The sequence below is a fragment of the Janthinobacterium sp. HH104 genome, from assembly GCF_001758715.1.
Lineage (GTDB): Bacteria > Pseudomonadota > Gammaproteobacteria > Burkholderiales > Burkholderiaceae_D > Janthinobacterium > Janthinobacterium aestuarii.
The window spans coordinates 61,339-77,051 of record NZ_LRIB01000048.1; the positions used below are offsets into that span (position 1 = coordinate 61,339).

Genomic DNA, 15,713 nt, shown 5'->3' on the forward strand with positions numbered 1-15,713 from the left:
CTTCAGTGACACTGTTCTTAATGGGATGGCGCTGGTGGCCATTTTCCTTGAAGCAAAAATTCTGCGCAGGCATTCTATACGGGGCTGGCGGTGGCGACAAGCAGCCGAGGCCGCTATTCATGCGGTGCCGCGGCTGTTACCGCTGCTATTTTAACGATGCTTTGCCACGGTGTCGGGCACTAAATGCGGACAATGTGGTCAAAACTTGATGCAAGGTTGATCCACCCGATAGGGAGCCATGGCATGAAAAACAATATCGATGATGGACATGGGCGGCAAGTCCGAACGGACAAAGTGATGGCCGAGCTCGTAGAGCGTGGCGTGGCGTTTCATCATGCGCTGGGGCGAACGGTGGCGACGGCCTACCTGCGCGAGCACGCGGTGCCGGCCGAGGTGATACGCCGTGTCTTCAGCAGCGTGCAGGCGCGCCGTCCGGCCCGGCCGGCCCGGCGCCGATGGCGCTGAAGGGCAGAAAAAACGGCGGGCGCCGCGATCGTCACGCAGTCCTTTGCGTTCGTATCGTTGCGCCCGCCGCCGGGGGGAGCCGCTAGTTGCTGCTCAGGGTGCCGTTCAGCCGTGGGCCGCCAGCGCCGGGTAGTCCGTGTAGCCGGCTGCGTCCGGCGCGTACAGGGTGGCCGGGTTCAGCGGGTTCAACGGTGCGTCGCTGTGCAGGCGGATGGGCAGGTCGGGGTTGGCGATGAACCACAGGCCAAAGGCGACGGCATCGGCTTCACCCTTGGCCAGCAGGGCTTCGGCCGCCGCCTTGTCCATTTTTTCGTTGGCAATGTACACGCCGCCGAATTCCTGTTTCAGGTACGGACCCAGGCGGTCGTCGCCGAGCGCTTCGCGCGCGCAGATGAAGGCGATGCCGCGCTTGCCCAGTTCGCGTGCCACGTAGCCGAAGGTGGCGCGCGGGTCGGAGTCGCCCATGTCGTGCGCATCGCGGCGCGGCGCCAGGTGCATGCCGACCTTGTCCGCGCCCCATACCTCGATACACGCGTCCGTCACTTCCAGCATCAAACGGGCACGGTTTTCAATTGAGCCGCCATAGTTGTCGGTGCGCAGGTTGGTGCTGTCTTGCAGGAACTGGTCGAGCAAATAACCATTGGCGCCATGGATTTCCACGCCGTCGAAGCCCGCTTTTTTCGCATTTTCCGCGCCCAGGCGGTAGGCCGCGACGATGCCGGGAATCTCTTCCACATCGAGCGCGCGCGGCGTGACGAATTCCTGTTGCGGGCGCACCAGGCTTACATGGCCGGCCGGCTTGACGGCGCTGGGCGCCACGGGCAGGTCGCCGTCGAGGAAGAGTGGTGCGGAAATGCGGCCCACGTGCCACAGTTGCAGCACGATCAGGCCACCCGCGTCATGCACGGCCTCGGTGATGTGTTTCCAGCCTTCCACCTGTTCCTCGGACCAGATACCCGGCGTGTCGGCGTAGCCCACGCCCTGCGGCGTGACGGCCGTCGCTTCCGAGATGATCATGCCGGCTGAAGCGCGTTGCGTGTAGTACTCGGCCATCAGGGCGTTGGGCACGCGGCCCGGATTGCCGGCGCGCGAACGCGTCAGCGGCGCCATGATGATGCGGTTTTTCAGTTGCAGGCTGCCAATGGTGATGGGATCGAATAAAGTTGCCATGGTGGTTGTCTTTCCTGTCGAGAATGCCGCGTGCGGCGATGTGGATGGGGTTGCTGTTACAAACCTTGCTGCATGTGATCGAGAAAGGCCTGGATAGTCGCTTCATTGCGGCTGAAGAAACTCCATTGGCCCACCTTGGTGGCCGAAATCAGGCCCGCCTTCTGCAAGCTGGCCAGGTGCGCCGACACCGTCGATTGCGACAGGTTCAGGCGCCGGTCGATCAGGCCGGCGCACACGCCCAGGTGCAGCGGGTGATCCTGCTCCTGGAAATACTGTTCCGGCTCCTTCAGCCATTGCAGGATCTGCCGCCGCACGGGATTGGCCAGCGCCTTGTGGATGGCGTCGATATCCATATTGTTTCTCCTGAACATACAATTCGCTTTTCAGCGATGTATATATCGTGTTTGTTCAATCCTAATATCGCTGTTTTACGATATGACTATCTTACGATATAAATGAAAAGCGTGCTGGCGGCACGCATTTTTGACGGATTCAGGCGGGAAGGGGATTGCGTTGCAGCACGGCCGGACCTGTCAGCACGATGCGCACCAGGTCCACCTGGCGCTGGGCGCCGGCCTTGGCGGTGGCGCTCTTGATCTGCGTGCGCGCCGTGTGGATGGAAATGCGCTGGCGTTCGGCGTATTCCTGCAGAGAATAGCCGTTGACGAGCGCTTCCGTCAGGCGCGCCTCGGCCACCGTCATGCCATAGAAATTGCGCAAGGTGGCGGCCAGCGAGGTGATCAGGTCGCTGCTGTCGCTGAGGAAAACGGCGATGGCGCTGGCCGAACCGAATGGGCTGTGCCAGGAGGGCAGGGGCGTGACGCGCAGGCGCAACTGTTCGCCCGTCAGTCCGTTCAGATTGAGCACGCCGCCGGGGCCGCCTGCCGCCGTCGTGCCCGTTTGTGCGGCCTCGTGCAGCAGGCGCCGCAGCGCGCCGTTGTCCGCTTCGCGCGGGCAATACAGGGGCGCGCCTTCGCGCAGCTGCAGCAGCCGCGTCGAAGCCGTCATGGCCAGCGCCCGCTCATTGGCGTACAGCAATTGCGACGTGGCGTCGAGCAGCAGCACGCCAAACGGCAGCAATTCCAGTACTTGGGTGGAACTCTGGGACAGCACTTCCAGCCGGCGCAGCTTGCGCTGCAGGGCAAACGCCGTTTGCAGATGCGGCATCAGGTTGCGCATCAGCGCCAGCTCGCCCGCATCGTAGGCGCCCGCCCGTTCGCGGCGCACCACGGTGACGTTGGTGGAGCGTTCGGCGCGCAATTCGACGATGGCCGCCGCCGTATAAAAGATGTCTTGCGGGCGCAGCCAGTCCGTCCAGTATTCGGTTTTCTTCAGGCAATGGTCGGGAAACAGCATGGAGCCGGTGACGACGGCGCCTTCACGGTGCAGGGAGGCGTCTTCCAGCCAGACGTTGCGCGCACCGTAATAGCTGGCAAAGCTGGCCATGGCGTCCGATTCGAAGCCATACGTGGCGGCCAGACCGCTGCCCGGCAGCTGGACATCGACTGAGCGGTTGCTGAAATCATTGGCCCAGATCAAGCCTGCGTGCGACTGCAACTGTTGCGCCAGGGTGGCCAGGAATTGCGACCAGGCACCATGTTGTGTGGCCGCTTCGTAGATCAGGGTAATCAGTGCCTGGCTGGCGACGGCGAGCGATGGCGTCATTGGCGACCCTCATGGCGGCAAGCGGTGGGCAAGACAGACAAGGGCGGCCTTTGCTTCGGCCGCCCGGCTTTCTTAACGCGATTCCAGCCAGCTTTTGCCGCCGGACGTGCACGTGCTGAGGCTGGCGTACTGGCTCACATAGTTATAGCCGCTGCCGCAGCCGCCTTCGCCCGATTTGACGGGGCCGTAGCAAGCGCCTTCATAGCTGAGCTTACCATTGACGGTGGTGCTTTTGACACAGAAATTGTAGTTGCTTGCCGTGGTGTTGTTGGGCAAGGTGGTGCCATTGTTTTGCCCGCAGCCGAGTTCCTTGCTCACGCTGCGCGCGTAGTCGACCATTTTCTGGTACGTGCCGCTGTAGTAGGCATCGGCCTTGGCTTTTTCTCCCAGCTTGCAGGCGGCGATCACGCTGTCGTAGCCGGAATCGGCCTGCGCATAGTTGCCCGATACCTGGATGCCGCAGGCGCTGGCCTGCTTGCGTTCCGCGTCGCTGATCAGATTGCTGTACTGGCAGTTTGCCGAGGTGCCGCTGGTGCCGCCGGCGCTGGTGGAACCGCTGCCCGAGCTGGTGTCGTCGCTGCCGCCGCCACCGCAGGCGGACAGCATGAGGCAGCCGAGTAAAGTGACGGCAAAGGTGGTTGGATGTGCTTGCATGATTTCCCCTGTGGACTGTGACGTGCCACCATGTATCTGGTGGTATCTTTTTTATTGCTACAAGGAATTGTATCGGGCATGTTTTTTGGAAACATCACCCATATGGGGTATGCGCGGGCAGCACGGAGTGGGGGAGGGCGGCCGGCTGGCCGCCCCGGCAGCCATCAGGCGAAGTGGAACAGCAGCAAGGCGATGACGGCAGGCACCGTTTGCAGGTAGAGGATGCGCGTCATGACGGTGGCCGCGCCCCACACGCCGGCCACGGCGATGCACGCCAGGCCGAACACGGTGAATGCATAAGCGATGGCCGCGTCCGGGTGAAAAAAGCCCAGCGCCAGCGCGGCGACAAGAAAGCCGTTGTAGCAACCCTGGTTCGACATGGCGGGACGCACGATCTCCGCCTTTTCCTTGGACAGGCCAAACACCTTGCGTCCGCGCGCATCGAACAGCACGGTTTCCAGCAGCACGATATACACGTGCAGCAACAGGATGAGGGCGGTAAGGATTTGGGCCAGTAGCAACATTGTTGTTCCCGAAAGTGAATGGATGCGGCAATTATGCTGCCAAGTGCATGTTTTTTGGCAACTTTCGATTAGAGCGATGGTACTAGCGCAAAGTGTGCTTGGGGCAAGATTTTTCACCCAATGGTATACTTTTCCCTTTGCTCCTGTGGGGACGACCCCGCTCGATGTAGGGGCTGTATGGCGGGGACGACCCTGCCGCCTCGGGAGAAAAGTATGGCATGGATCATTCTGGTATTGGCGGGTTTGCTGGAAATCGGCTGGGCCATCGGCCTCAAATACAGCGCCGGCTTTACGCGCCTCGTGCCTTCCGTGCTGACAGCTGTTTCCATGGTGGGCAGCGTGGTGATGCTGGGCCTGGCCTTGCGCACGTTGCCGCTGGGCACGGCCTACGCCATCTGGACGGGCATCGGCACCGTCGGCACGGCCATCTTCGGCATCATGGTGCTGGGCGAGCCGGCCAGCGCCGCGCGCATCGCCTGCATCGCCCTGATCGTGTCCGGCATCCTGGGCTTGAAACTGCTCAGCCCACAATAAGGAGGCCAGCATGAGTCTCGCCATGACCTATTTCTACCTGGCCATCGCCATCATCGCCGAAGTGATCGCCACCAGCGCCTTGAAGGCCTCCGAGGGCTTCAGCCGCTTGTGGCCCAGTGTCATCACCGTGGTTGGCTACAGCATCGCCTTCTGGTGCTTGTCCCTGACCCTGAAGGTCATTCCTACCGGTATCGTGTATGCGATCTGGTCGGGCGTGGGCATCGTGCTCATTTCCGCCGTCGGCTGGTTCTGGTTCAAGCAGAGCCTCGACACGCCAGCCTTGATCGGCCTGGGGCTGATCATTGCCGGCGTGCTCGTGATTAACTTGTTTTCCAAGTCCGTCGGGCACTAGGAGCCTATCCCAGTAGATGAATACATCCCCTGCTGGCGCCCCTCAGAAGCGGGGACTGCGTTGATCGTCGTCGCGTGGCTCGCCACGCGTCCTCCTCACGCCTTGTCCGCGCTCCTGATGAACTACCAGCAGATGACGCTCCCTACTGGAATAGGCTCTAATCAAAAACTGCTGGCAACCCGCGCCAGGTAATACCACTCGGCATTGGCTTGCGCGTTGACGTCCGGGAACAGGATATAGGCGTCGAACTCGGCCGTCACGGGCGTGCCGTCCGCGCGCACGCCGATCTGCTCGCCCTGTTTCACCTTGTCAAAGCTGGACCAGGTTTTGATGAAGCGGTCACCCGCGTGCAGCTTGTCGTGCACGACGACCATGTTCAGCGCTTCCATGTCGGCATCGGCGATGGCTTCCGGCTGCGGCGCGTCGATGAAGCCGAGGAAGGCGAGCGTGTTCATGATGGCGCGGTAGGCAACGTCCGGCGCGGCCGGGTCCGCGTGCTGGCCGCATTCCAGGGTCAGCGCATAGCCGCCCGTCGAGCGCATGTATTCCGTCGTGCCCACGCCGTAGCGCAAGACCATGCCCACCTGGTCGCTGCTGCCCAGGCGGCGCTGCACGCCGGCGCCATACGTTTGCAGCCAGCCATCGACGAAGCGGCGTACGCCCAGGCGGCGTGCCAGCGCGCGTTCCTTGTCTTCGTGCTTGAACGGTTGCAGCGGGCCATCGTTGTTGCGCGGACCCACCATGACGAAGGGCTGGCTGTCGGCATTAAACGAGTGCAAGTCCAGCAGCACGTCGTGCTGGCCCAGCAGCGGGCACAGCCAGTTGGCGATGCGGTCTTCGAAATCCTGTGGATTGTCGTTGGGGAACAGGTTGCGGTTCAGGTTGCGGTCGCCGCTGCGCACGCCCTTGGCGTAAGCGAGCGGGTTGGTGATGGGCACGAACGTGACGCTGCCGGCCACGATGGAGAGGGCGCCGCTGTCGAGTTCAGCCATCACGCGGTGGATGCCCTTGGTGCCGCAGGTTTCATTGCCGTGTACGGCGCCGGTGACGATCAGGCGCGGGCCGCTGCCCTGGCCCGTGTAGTTGATGGACTTGAAGTGGAGTGCGCTGCTCATGCTGGACATATCCTATGCTGTTGCGGGAAGGGAAAGCGGGGTCGGCATATTTTAGCGGGATTCGCCACAGGCTCCCGTAAAAATGTGCGCATCGTCGGCCCCGGCATGGCATGATCGGCGCCACCGTTGTTTTTCCTTGCCGAGATCCATGTCTTCTTCTTCATCTTCTTCGCGCCTGTCTGGCCTCGATACCTTGCGCGCGCTGGCCATCGTGCTCGTCTTCATGAATCATTATTTGCTGTTCGTCAGCGAGGGCGGGGCGTTCGGTTTCTGGGGTGAAATCGGCTGGGTGGGCGTGGACCTGTTCTTTGCCCTCAGTGGCTACCTGATCGGCAATCAGATCTTTGCGGCCTTGCGCAGCGAGCACGGTTTTTCCTTGACGCGTTTCTATGCGCGGCGCTTTCTGCGTACCTTGCCCAGTTTCTATGCCGTGCTGGCCTTGTATTATTTATGGCCCGCGTTTCGCGGCGATAGCGCGTTATTGCCGCTGTGGAAATTTCTGACCTTTACGCAGAATATCAATCTGACGCCGGGCACGGCGTTTTCCCATGCGTGGTCACTGTGCGTGGAAGAGCAGTTCTACGTGCTGCTGCCGGCCGTGGCGCTGTTGATCGCCGCGTGTCGCAAGTCCCTGCTGTGGGCCTGGCTGGCCGTGGCCGCCAGCTTTATCGTCGGCATGCTGGTGCGCGCCTATTTGTGGGATGAGTATGTGCAAGTGCCGCGCGGCGGCCTTGGCTATTACAAGTATATCTATTACGCGTCGTGGTGCCGCTTCGACGAGCTGGTGGCGGGCGTGGCGCTGGCGCTGCTGAAGAATTACCATCCGGCCGCCTGGACGCGCCTGACATCACATGGCAACCGCAGCTTGCTGGTCGGAATTGTCGGCACGGCGCTGATGTTTTATGTGTTCCTCAACGATCACTATGGCTACTGGGTGACGGTGTTTGGTTATCCGGCCCTGGCCGCCAGTTTTACCCTGCTGCTGATCGCGGCGCTCAGTCCCGCGAGCGCACTCTATCGACTGCGCGTGCCGGGCGCGGCCAGCCTGGCCCTGTGGTCGTATGCGATTTACTTGCTGCACAAGCAGCTGTGCATTTTATTGCGACCCTATTTGCAAGACGTTGGCCATGGCGCCGATAGCCTCACAGCGATACTGGCCAGTATTGCTGCCAGCATCGCCACGGGCTGGCTTTTATATGCTTTGGTGGAAACGCCGTTCATGCGTTTGCGGGCGCGCTATGTTCCTGCCAATCACGTCTGATTTACATATCGATGACGTCAAGTCCGCGCGGCGTGCCGACCAGCAATTCCAGGATCGCATGCACGCGCAGGTTCGTGTCTTCGTGTTCCGTGTTGAAGATCAGGGTGCGCAGGCCGGGCACGGCTTCCGTGATGTGGTCGCTGGCGTAGGCGTTGATCAATAACAAGACCAGGTCCGTGGCGCCCGCGCCGGGCTGGCGCCGCAGCCGGTCGTGGATCACGTTCAGCAGCGCACGCTGCATGCGCGGCGTGGGGTTGGTGATGTAGGCGAAGACGCTCGGCGTGTTGGCGATGGCCGCGCAGATGCGCCGCTCGATCTCGTCGGGCTTCACGTCGGAGGCAATATCGAAATACGCGGCGTCCCAGCGCGTGCGCGCATACGGATGATGGGGCGGGAAGGAGTCGGCCGTTTCAAAACCGCAAATGCGGCTCAGGGTTTTCAGCCAAGTTAGTATGGTGGAATTCATGCCCCGATTCTAGCGGCATTCCGCATGCGCCGGGCCCTCTCCATATAAAGGAGGCTGACGCCCGGAGAATGATTAAAGTTTCCTGTAAAACAGCCCTTGTCATTCTGGGAAAGCCTCTCTATAATGCTGGTCTTCGGGGCGGTTAGTTCAGCTGGTTAGAATACTTGGTCGACATCCAAGGGGTCGGGGATTCGAATTCCTCACCGCCCACCAGAATGCAGTTAGAGAGAAAGGGTAAACCGGTTATGACACCGCGAACTACTACCAAGCTTTGGGAGTGACGCTAGTCGAACGGGTTTCCTTTGTCTCAAGAAAGTGAAAAACGCGGCTAGTCCGCGTTTTTTTGCGTCCGCGTTTTCCTTTCAGTTTTTCAGTCCACACCACATTGCAGTTTTACCTGGCGCCAGCGCCGATATGGAGATCAATATGCTTACAATCCGACTTCCCGATGGTTCCGCCCGTCAATTCGACGGTCCGGTCACCGTGGCCCAGGTTGCGGCCAATATTGGTACCGGCCTGGCCAAGGCTGCCCTGGCCGGCAAGGTCGATGGCAAGCTGGTCGATACTTCCTATCTGATCGAGCAAGACGCGGAACTGGCGATCGTGACGGACAAGGACGCCGATGGCCTGGAAGTGATCCGCCACTCGACGGCCCACTTGCTGGCGTATGCCGTCAAGGAATTGTTCCCCGACGCGCAAGTGACCATCGGTCCCGTGATCGACAACGGTTTCTACTATGACTTCGCCTACAAGCGTCCGTTCACGCCCGAAGATCTGAGTGCGATCGAAAAGAAAATGGCGGAACTGGCCAAGAAGGATGAGCAAGTCACGCGCAAGGTTGTCGCGCGCGACGAAGCTATCGAGTACTTCAAAGGCATCGGCGAAGCGTACAAGGCTGAACTGATCGGTTCGATCCCGGCCGACCAGGAAGTGTCGCTGTATTCCGAAGGCAAGTTTACGGACTTGTGCCGCGGCCCGCACGTGCCATCGACGGGCAAGCTGAAAGTGTTCAAGCTGATGAAGCTGGCCGGCGCCTACTGGCGCGGCGACTCGAAAAACGAGATGCTGCAGCGTATCTATGGCACGGCCTGGGCCAAGAAGGAAGATCAGGAACTGTATTTGCACAACCTGGAGGAGGCGGAAAAGCGCGACCACCGCAAGCTGGGCAAGCAGCTCGATTTCTTCCATTTCCAGGAAGAAGCGCCGGGCCTGATCTTCTGGCACCCGAAAGGCTGGTCGATCTGGCAGCAAGTCGAGCAATACATGCGCAATGTGTACCAGGTCAATGGCTATCAGGAAGTCAAGGCGCCGCAAATTCTCGACCGTGGCCTGTGGGAAAAAACCGGCCACTGGGACAATTACCGTGAAAACATGTTCATCACGGAATCGGAAAACCGCGCCTATGCGCTGAAGCCGATGAATTGCCCTGGCCATATCCAGATTTTCAACAATGGCATGCGCAGCTACCGCGACCTGCCATTGCGTTACGGCGAATTCGGCCAATGCCACCGCAACGAGCCGTCGGGCGCCTTGCACGGCATGATGCGCGTGCGCGGCTTTACGCAGGATGACGGCCACATCTTCTGCCTGGAAGAGCAGATCGCCGGCGAAGTGACGGCGTTCCACCAGCAGGCGATGGATGTGTACACGGCTTTCGGCTTCACGAATATCGATGTGAAACTGGCTTTGCGCCCTGATAACCGCATCGGCACGGAAGAGTCGTGGGATTTCGCCGAGGAATCCCTGCGTTCGGCCTTGCGCGCCTGCGGCGTGGAATGGACGGAATTGCCGGGCGAGGGCGCGTTCTACGGTCCGAAGATCGAATACCACCTGAAGGATAGCCTGGGCCGCGCATGGCAAGTGGGCACCGTGCAGATCGATCCGTCGATGCCGGGCCGCCTGGGTGCTGAATACGTGGCCGTGGACAACACGCGCCAGGTGCCGATCATGCTGCACCGCGCGATCGTCGGTTCGCTGGAACGTTTCATCGGCATCCTGATCGAACACTATGCGGGCGCCATGCCGTTGTGGCTGTCGCCGGTGCAAGTGTCGGTGTTGAATATTTCCGACGCTCAAGCCGACTATGTACAGGAAGTTACAACAAAACTGCGCAAAGCGGGGCTGCGTGTACAGGCTGATTTGCGTAACGAGAAGATTACCTATAAAATACGTGAACATTCCGTACAAAAATTGCCTTACATCTTAGTGATTGGCGACAAAGAGCGGGATGCGAATACAGTGGCCGTGCGGGCGCGGGGCAATGTCGATCTGGGCGTGATGTCCGTCGATGCCCTGATAGAGCGACTCAAACATGAAGTCGACACCAAGGCCTGACGAGGAAACTCGCTGCACGACCGTCTTACAAGATTTTTAAAGGAAATTACAATAGCTACTGACAAGTCACATCGCATCAATGGCGAAATCACTGCCCCTGAAATGCGTTTAAGCGGGGTCGATAACGAGCCACTCGGTATCGTAAGTTTGGCTGAAGCCTTCCGCCTGGCGGAAGAGGCAAACGTCGATCTGGTGGAAATTGCGCCTACCGCGCAGCCACCGGTGTGCCGTTTGATGGACTACGGCAAATTTAAGTATTCGGAGCAAAAGAAAGCTCACGAAGCCAAATTGAAGCAAAAGATCATCCTCGTGAAGGAAGTCAAATTCCGTCCGGGGACTGATGATGGTGACTACAATATCAAGTTGCGTAATCTCATCAAGTTCCTCGAAGATGGCGATAAAACCAAGATCACCTTGCGTTTCCGCGGTCGTGAGATGGCGCATCAGGATATTGGCTTCCGCATGCTGGAACGTCTGAAAGCCGATCTGGAGCCGTACGGCCAGGTCGAGCAGTTCCCGAAGATGGAAGGCCGCCAAATGATCATGGTTCTTTCGCCTAAGAAGAAGAAGTAAGATACAATAGCGTTTTACTGTGGATCGACGTGGTTTGTGCCTGCATGGGCGCGACACCAGATTCCAGGCAGAATTTGCGCGGCCCGGTCAGCAATGCTCGGGCCGCGTGAACTGTAGTGGACTCGCATCCGCTGCACAACATGTGAAAGCAGGCATCTAAGCGCAGCGTCGTGTTGCCACCTGCAATCCTGTTATAAATGGAGCTGTCCGTAAGAGGACAGATTGCTATGCCTAAAATGAAGACCAAAAGCTCCGCGAAAAAACGTTTTCGCGTGCGTCCAGGTGGAACAGTCAAGTCGGGTCACGCGTTCAAACGCCACATCCTGACCAAGAAAACCACCAAAAACAAACGTCAGTTGCGCGGTACCCGTAACATCAACGCATCGGATGTCACATCCGTCATGCGCATGATGCCGACTGCTTAATCTCACACTCAATTTAAGGAGTTACTATGCCTAGAGTAAAACGTGGGGTTACAGCTCGTGCCCGTCATAAGAAGATTCTTGTTCAAGCTAAAGGCTACCGTGGTCGCCGCAGCCGTGTATACCGTGTTGCCAAGCAAGCAGTTATGCGCGCTGGCCAATACGCTTACCGCGATCGCCGCAACAAGAAGCGCGTTTTCCGCCGCCTGTGGATCGCCCGTATCAACGCCGCTTCCCGTGAGCATGGCGTAACGTACAGCGTATTCATGAACGGCTTGAAAAAAGCAAATATCGAACTGGACCGTAAAGTCCTGGCCGATATGGCTGTGATGGACAAGCCAGCATTCGCTGCGATTGTCAACGCAGTTAAAGCAAAAATCGCTGCGTAAGCATCGGTCATTGCACAACGTCATCCGTAGGGTGACGTCATAAAGAGCGGGGCAGGGGTGTGAACCTTATGCCCCGTTTCCGTTTTTGATTGTTGGACTTTTGATAATCGAGTCCAGAATTGATGTCCAAAACAGGAAATGCCGCATGAACTCCCTAGAAGAACTCGTCGTCTCGGCCCAGGCTGACTTTATCGCCGCCGCAGACGCTGCCGCACTTGAAAACGCCAAAGCCCGCTACCTGGGCAAGACTGGCCAGATTACCGAAATGATGAAGGGCCTGGGCAAGCTGGACCCGGACGCGCGCAAGGCGCAGGGCGCCCTGATCAACGCCGTCAAAGTGCAGATCGAAGACGCGCTGACGGCGCGCCGTGATGCGCTGGCCGATGCCCAGATGCAAGGCCGCCTGAACGCCGAGGCGATCGACGTGACCCTGCCAGGCCGTGGCCGCATGCCAGGCGGCATCCATCCCGTGATGCGCACGTGGGAGCGTGTCGAGGAAATCTTCCGCTCCATCGGTTTCGACGTGGCCGACGGCCCTGAAATCGAAAACGACTGGACCAACTTCACGGCGCTCAACAGCCCGGAAAACCACCCAGCCCGTTCCATGCAAGACACGTTCTACATCGATGGCAACGACACCGATGGCAAGCCCTTGCTGCTGCGCACCCACACGAGCCCGATGCAGGTGCGCTATGCGCGCACGCATACGCCGCCGATCAAGGTCATCGCGCCGGGCCGCACCTACCGCGTCGACAGCGACGCCACCCATTCGCCCATGTTCCACCAGGTCGAAGGCCTGTGGATCGCCGAAGACATCAGCTTTGCCGACCTGAAGGGCGTGTACCTGAATTTCGTCAAGGCCTTCTTCGAGACAGATGACCTGCAGGTGCGCTTCCGTCCGTCGTACTTCCCGTTCACGGAACCGTCGGCCGAGATCGACATCGCCTTTGGCTCCGGCCCGTTGAAAGGCCGCTGGCTGGAAGTGTCGGGCGCGGGCCAGGTGCATCCGACCGTGGTGAAGAACTTCGGCCTCGATCCCGAGAAATTCATCGGTTTCGCTTTCGGCTCCGGCCTGGAACGCTTGACGATGCTGCGTTACGGCATCAACGACCTGCGCCTGTTCTATGAAGGCGACTTGCGTTTCTTGAAGCAATTCAACTAAGCGTTGTTCCGTTTGATTCATGGCGCTTGAGCGCCTGTGCGCTCGCGCTGTGAGCTTTGACCCTTTGAAGGCTTGATTATGCAATTTTCCGAAAACTGGCTCCGTACCATGGTCGATCCGAAGATGACTTCGGACGAACTGGCCCATCTGCTGACCATGTCCGGTCTCGAAGTCGAAGACGTCGATCCTGTCGCGCCCCCGTTCTCGAACGTGGTGGTGGGCCTGGTCCTGGAGATGGAAAAACATCCGAACGCGGACCGCCTGAATGTATGCCAGGTCGACGTCGGCACGGGCACCATGCTCAACATCGTCTGCGGCGCGCCGAACGTGCGCCCGGGCTTGAAAGTCGTCTGCGCGATGGCCGGCGCCGTGCTGCCGCCTGGCGCCGATGGCAAGCCGTTTGAAATCAAGGTGGGCCAGCTGCGCGGCGTCGAGTCGCAAGGCATGCTGTGTTCCGCACGCGAATTGAAATTGTCGGAAGAAAACGCTGGCTTGATGGAATTGCCGGACGACGCGCCGATCGGCCAGAACTTCCGCGATTACTTTGCGCTCAACGACTTGAAATTCACCATCAAGTTGACGCCGAACAAGGCGGACTGCCTGTCCGTGCTGGGCGTGGCGCGCGAAGTGTCGGCACTCACGGGCGTGCCCCTGAATGCGCCGCAGTTCCGCACCGTGCCTGTTTCCAGCGACGAAATCCTGCCCGTGAAAGTCAGCGCGCCGGACCTGTGCGGCCGTTTCACGGGCCGCGTCATCCGCGGCTTGAACGCCAAGGCAGCCACGCCGGACTGGATGAAGCAGCGCCTCGAGCGCAGCGGCCAGCGTCCGCTGTCGGCCCTGGTCGATATCTCGAACTATGTCATGCTGGAACTGGGTCGTCCTAGCCACGTGTTTGACCTGGCCAAGATCCACGGCAGCCTCGACGTGCGTTGGGGTAAGGCGGGCGAATCCGTCAAGCTGTTGAATGGCAACACCATCGCCATCGACGAGTGGATCGGCGTCATTGCTGACGATAAAGAAATCGAATCCTTGGCCGGCATCATGGGCGGCGACGCCAGTTCCGTGTCGGATGATACGGATAGCATCTATCTGGAAGCGGCATTCTGGTGGCCGAACGCCATTCAAGGCCGCGCGCGCCGTTTGAATTTCTCGACCGATGCGGCGCACCGCTTCGAGCGCGGCGTCGATTTCGCCACCACCGTCGAGCACATCGAGCGCATCACGGCACTGATTGTGGAAATCTGCGGCACGCCGGCGACCACCGTCGGCCCCGTCGACGACCACGTGGTGAACTTGCCGCAGCGCCAGCCCGTATCGATGCGCACGGCGCGCGCGCAAAAAGTCATCGGCGTGCCGCTCAACGATGAGCTGATCGCCGATATCTTTACGCGCCTGGCCCTGCCATTTACGCTGGCGGACGGCGTGTTTTCCGTGACCTCGCCCAGCTACCGTTTCGACATCGAGATCGAGGAAGACCTGATCGAGGAAGTGGCGCGCGTGTACGGCTTTGAAAACATCCCGACCTTGCCGCCCGTGGCCGCGAACGTGATGCAGATTGCACCGGAAAATACCCGCTCCTTGTTTGCGGTACGTCATGAACTGGCCGACCTGGGCTTCCAGGAAGTGGTTAACATGAGCTTTGTTGATACGGCATGGGAGCGCGATTTCTCGGGCAACACAAACCCGATCAAATTGCAGAACCCGATCGCCAGCCAGATGAGCGTGATGCGCTCATCGCTGATCGGCAGCCTGATCGCCAATGTGCGCTACAACCTGAACCGCAAGACGAACCGCGTGCGCATCTTCGAAGTGGGCGCCATCTACCAGCGCGACGACAGCGTGGAAAACGGCCCGTTGTCGGTGGCCGGCTACGCCCAGCCGAAGCGCGTCGCGGCCATGGCCTACGGCGCGGTTGCCGACGAGCAGTGGGGCCAGGCCGCACGCACGGTCGATTTCTTCGACGTGAAGGCGGACCTGGAAGCGCTGTTCGCGCCGCTGGTCTTGCGTTTCACCAAGGCGGAACATCCGGCACTGCATCCGGGCCGTTCGGCCAACGTGGAGCTCGATGGCAAGGTCATCGGTTTCATCGGCGAATTGCACCCGCGCTGGATGCAAAAGTATGACTTGCCGCTGGCGCCCGTGCTGTTCGAAGTCGACGCCGCTGCCTTGACGCAAAGAGTCGTGCCCGCGTACCAGGAAATCTCGAAATTCCCTGGCGCCAGCCGCGACTTGGCCGTGGTCGTCAAGCAATCGGTGGCCGTGCAGGATCTGCTCGACAGCTTCCACGCCGCCGCCAAGTCGAGCCCGGCAGCGCGTATCGTGCAAGCCATTGTTTTATTTGATGAATATCGTGGAAAAGGTCTGGAAGCGGATGAAAAAAGCCTTGCTTTCCGGATTAGCTTGCAAGATACTCAAAACACCCTGCAAGACGATGTCGTCGATGGCCTGATGGCTGTCCTGATCGATGCGGCCAAGCAGGGCCACGACGCGAAACTGCGTTCGTAATTACCGGACTGGCCGTCGCCTTGCGTGACGGCCTTTCCGTCGTCAATCGTAGACGAGCTTGCCATGTGGCGAGCTCGGGCGCACAGAAAAGGCAGGGCAGGAAAATTAATAACAGCGACGTT

At 59.8% G+C, this 15,713-nt stretch carries 17 protein-coding genes and 1 tRNA gene; 11 read left to right on the forward strand and 7 right to left on the reverse strand.

Annotated features, from left to right (window positions below):
• Positions 1-297: 297 nt before the first annotated feature.
• Positions 298-465, forward strand: a complete 168-nt coding sequence (locus JAB6_RS29430) for a hypothetical protein (protein ID WP_166446719.1) — start codon at positions 298-300, stop codon at positions 463-465.
• A 105-nt stretch (positions 466-570) separates the two neighbouring features.
• On the opposite strand, the gene JAB6_RS22660 is transcribed toward JAB6_RS29430, so the two are convergent.
• The 5 genes from JAB6_RS22660 to JAB6_RS22680 all read right to left on the reverse strand — a co-directional run bounded on the left by JAB6_RS22660 (position 571) and on the right by JAB6_RS22680 (position 4,478).
• A complete protein-coding gene (locus JAB6_RS22660; RefSeq protein ID WP_070304702.1) occupies positions 571-1,635 on the reverse strand; it encodes an alkene reductase in 1,065 nt (354 codons plus the stop codon).
• A 56-nt stretch (positions 1,636-1,691) separates the two neighbouring features.
• Complete coding sequence (locus tag JAB6_RS22665; RefSeq protein ID WP_034751927.1) at positions 1,692-1,988, reverse strand: helix-turn-helix transcriptional regulator; 297 nt, start codon at positions 1,986-1,988, stop codon at positions 1,692-1,694.
• A gap of 139 nt (positions 1,989-2,127) precedes the next feature.
• A complete protein-coding gene (locus tag JAB6_RS22670; protein WP_070304709.1) occupies positions 2,128-3,300 on the reverse strand; it encodes a helix-turn-helix transcriptional regulator in 1,173 nt (390 codons plus the stop codon).
• A gap of 72 nt (positions 3,301-3,372) precedes the next feature.
• A complete protein-coding gene (locus tag JAB6_RS22675) occupies positions 3,373-3,954 on the reverse strand; it encodes a hypothetical protein (protein ID WP_139143482.1) in 582 nt (193 codons plus the stop codon).
• A 164-nt stretch (positions 3,955-4,118) separates the two neighbouring features.
• A complete protein-coding gene (locus JAB6_RS22680; RefSeq protein WP_034751924.1) occupies positions 4,119-4,478 on the reverse strand; it encodes a DUF1304 domain-containing protein in 360 nt (119 codons plus the stop codon).
• Between the two features lie 213 nt (positions 4,479-4,691).
• On the opposite strand from JAB6_RS22680, the gene sugE reads away from it, so the two are divergent.
• Together sugE and JAB6_RS22690 are read left to right on the forward strand one after the other, a co-directional pair.
• The gene (sugE, locus tag JAB6_RS22685) at positions 4,692-5,012 is read left to right on the forward strand and encodes a quaternary ammonium compound efflux SMR transporter SugE (protein ID WP_046684095.1); all 321 of its coding nucleotides are present in this window, start codon (positions 4,692-4,694) and stop codon (positions 5,010-5,012) included.
• A 22-nt stretch (positions 5,013-5,034) separates the two neighbouring features.
• Positions 5,035-5,364, forward strand: a complete 330-nt coding sequence (locus JAB6_RS22690) for an SMR family transporter (RefSeq protein ID WP_070217979.1) — start codon at positions 5,035-5,037, stop codon at positions 5,362-5,364.
• A gap of 161 nt (positions 5,365-5,525) precedes the next feature.
• Here JAB6_RS22690 and JAB6_RS22695 read toward each other — a convergent pair whose 3' ends face one another.
• Positions 5,526-6,479, reverse strand: a complete 954-nt coding sequence (locus JAB6_RS22695; RefSeq protein ID WP_070304713.1) for a succinylglutamate desuccinylase/aspartoacylase family protein — start codon at positions 6,477-6,479, stop codon at positions 5,526-5,528.
• 148 nt (positions 6,480-6,627) lie between these two features.
• Here JAB6_RS22695 and JAB6_RS22700 point away from each other — a divergent pair, with 148 nt between their 5' ends.
• Positions 6,628-7,740: an acyltransferase gene (locus tag JAB6_RS22700; RefSeq protein WP_070304714.1), complete on the forward strand. Its 1,113-nt coding sequence runs from the start codon at positions 6,628-6,630 to the stop codon at positions 7,738-7,740.
• Position 7,741: 1 nt separating this feature from the next.
• On the opposite strand, the gene JAB6_RS22705 is transcribed toward JAB6_RS22700, so the two are convergent.
• The gene (locus tag JAB6_RS22705) at positions 7,742-8,206 is read right to left on the reverse strand and encodes a hypothetical protein (RefSeq protein ID WP_070304716.1); all 465 of its coding nucleotides are present in this window, start codon (positions 8,204-8,206) and stop codon (positions 7,742-7,744) included.
• A 136-nt stretch (positions 8,207-8,342) separates the two neighbouring features.
• Between JAB6_RS22705 and JAB6_RS22710 the strand changes: the two genes are divergently transcribed.
• The 7 genes from JAB6_RS22710 to pheT all read left to right on the forward strand — a co-directional run bounded on the left by JAB6_RS22710 (position 8,343) and on the right by pheT (position 15,591).
• Positions 8,343-8,419 (forward strand) — tRNA-Val (locus tag JAB6_RS22710).
• 213 nt (positions 8,420-8,632) lie between these two features.
• Positions 8,633-10,540 (forward strand): threonine--tRNA ligase, encoded by a 1,908-nt coding sequence (gene thrS, locus JAB6_RS22715; RefSeq protein ID WP_070304825.1) that lies wholly within the window; start codon positions 8,633-8,635, stop codon positions 10,538-10,540.
• A gap of 51 nt (positions 10,541-10,591) precedes the next feature.
• Positions 10,592-11,113 (forward strand): translation initiation factor IF-3, encoded by a 522-nt coding sequence (gene infC, locus JAB6_RS22720; RefSeq protein WP_071650129.1) that lies wholly within the window; start codon positions 10,592-10,594, stop codon positions 11,111-11,113.
• A 227-nt stretch (positions 11,114-11,340) separates the two neighbouring features.
• Positions 11,341-11,538: a 50S ribosomal protein L35 gene (gene rpmI, locus JAB6_RS28595; protein WP_038493025.1), complete on the forward strand. Its 198-nt coding sequence runs from the start codon at positions 11,341-11,343 to the stop codon at positions 11,536-11,538.
• A 26-nt stretch (positions 11,539-11,564) separates the two neighbouring features.
• Positions 11,565-11,924 (forward strand): 50S ribosomal protein L20, encoded by a 360-nt coding sequence (rplT, locus tag JAB6_RS22725; protein ID WP_010399214.1) that lies wholly within the window; start codon positions 11,565-11,567, stop codon positions 11,922-11,924.
• A gap of 145 nt (positions 11,925-12,069) precedes the next feature.
• Positions 12,070-13,086, forward strand: coding sequence for a phenylalanine--tRNA ligase subunit alpha (gene pheS, locus JAB6_RS22730; RefSeq protein WP_034751917.1), 1,017 nt, complete (start codon positions 12,070-12,072; stop codon positions 13,084-13,086).
• Between the two features lie 78 nt (positions 13,087-13,164).
• A complete protein-coding gene (gene pheT / locus JAB6_RS22735) occupies positions 13,165-15,591 on the forward strand; it encodes a phenylalanine--tRNA ligase subunit beta (RefSeq protein WP_070304718.1) in 2,427 nt (808 codons plus the stop codon).
• Positions 15,592-15,713 lie beyond the last annotated feature (122 nt).

Coding starts and splice junctions, on each gene's coding strand:
- JAB6_RS29430 (WP_166446719.1), top strand. CDS start 298: ATGGCCGAGCTCGTAGAGCGTGGCGTGGCGTTTCATCATGCGCTGGGG.
- JAB6_RS22660 (WP_070304702.1), bottom strand. CDS start 1,635: ATGGCAACTTTATTCGATCCCATCACCATTGGCAGCCTGCAACTGAAA.
- JAB6_RS22665 (WP_034751927.1), bottom strand. CDS start 1,988: ATGGATATCGACGCCATCCACAAGGCGCTGGCCAATCCCGTGCGGCGG.
- JAB6_RS22670 (WP_070304709.1), bottom strand. CDS start 3,300: ATGACGCCATCGCTCGCCGTCGCCAGCCAGGCACTGATTACCCTGATC.
- JAB6_RS22675 (WP_139143482.1), bottom strand. CDS start 3,954: ATGCAAGCACATCCAACCACCTTTGCCGTCACTTTACTCGGCTGCCTC.
- JAB6_RS22680 (WP_034751924.1), bottom strand. CDS start 4,478: ATGTTGCTACTGGCCCAAATCCTTACCGCCCTCATCCTGTTGCTGCAC.
- sugE (WP_046684095.1), top strand. CDS start 4,692: ATGGCATGGATCATTCTGGTATTGGCGGGTTTGCTGGAAATCGGCTGG.
- JAB6_RS22690 (WP_070217979.1), top strand. CDS start 5,035: ATGACCTATTTCTACCTGGCCATCGCCATCATCGCCGAAGTGATCGCC.
- JAB6_RS22695 (WP_070304713.1), bottom strand. CDS start 6,479: ATGAGCAGCGCACTCCACTTCAAGTCCATCAACTACACGGGCCAGGGC.
- JAB6_RS22700 (WP_070304714.1), top strand. CDS start 6,628: ATGTCTTCTTCTTCATCTTCTTCGCGCCTGTCTGGCCTCGATACCTTG.
- JAB6_RS22705 (WP_070304716.1), bottom strand. CDS start 8,206: ATGAATTCCACCATACTAACTTGGCTGAAAACCCTGAGCCGCATTTGC.
- thrS (WP_070304825.1), top strand. CDS start 8,633: ATGCTTACAATCCGACTTCCCGATGGTTCCGCCCGTCAATTCGACGGT.
- rpmI (WP_038493025.1), top strand. CDS start 11,341: ATGCCTAAAATGAAGACCAAAAGCTCCGCGAAAAAACGTTTTCGCGTG.
- rplT (WP_010399214.1), top strand. CDS start 11,565: ATGCCTAGAGTAAAACGTGGGGTTACAGCTCGTGCCCGTCATAAGAAG.
- pheS (WP_034751917.1), top strand. CDS start 12,070: ATGAACTCCCTAGAAGAACTCGTCGTCTCGGCCCAGGCTGACTTTATC.
- pheT (WP_070304718.1), top strand. CDS start 13,165: ATGCAATTTTCCGAAAACTGGCTCCGTACCATGGTCGATCCGAAGATG.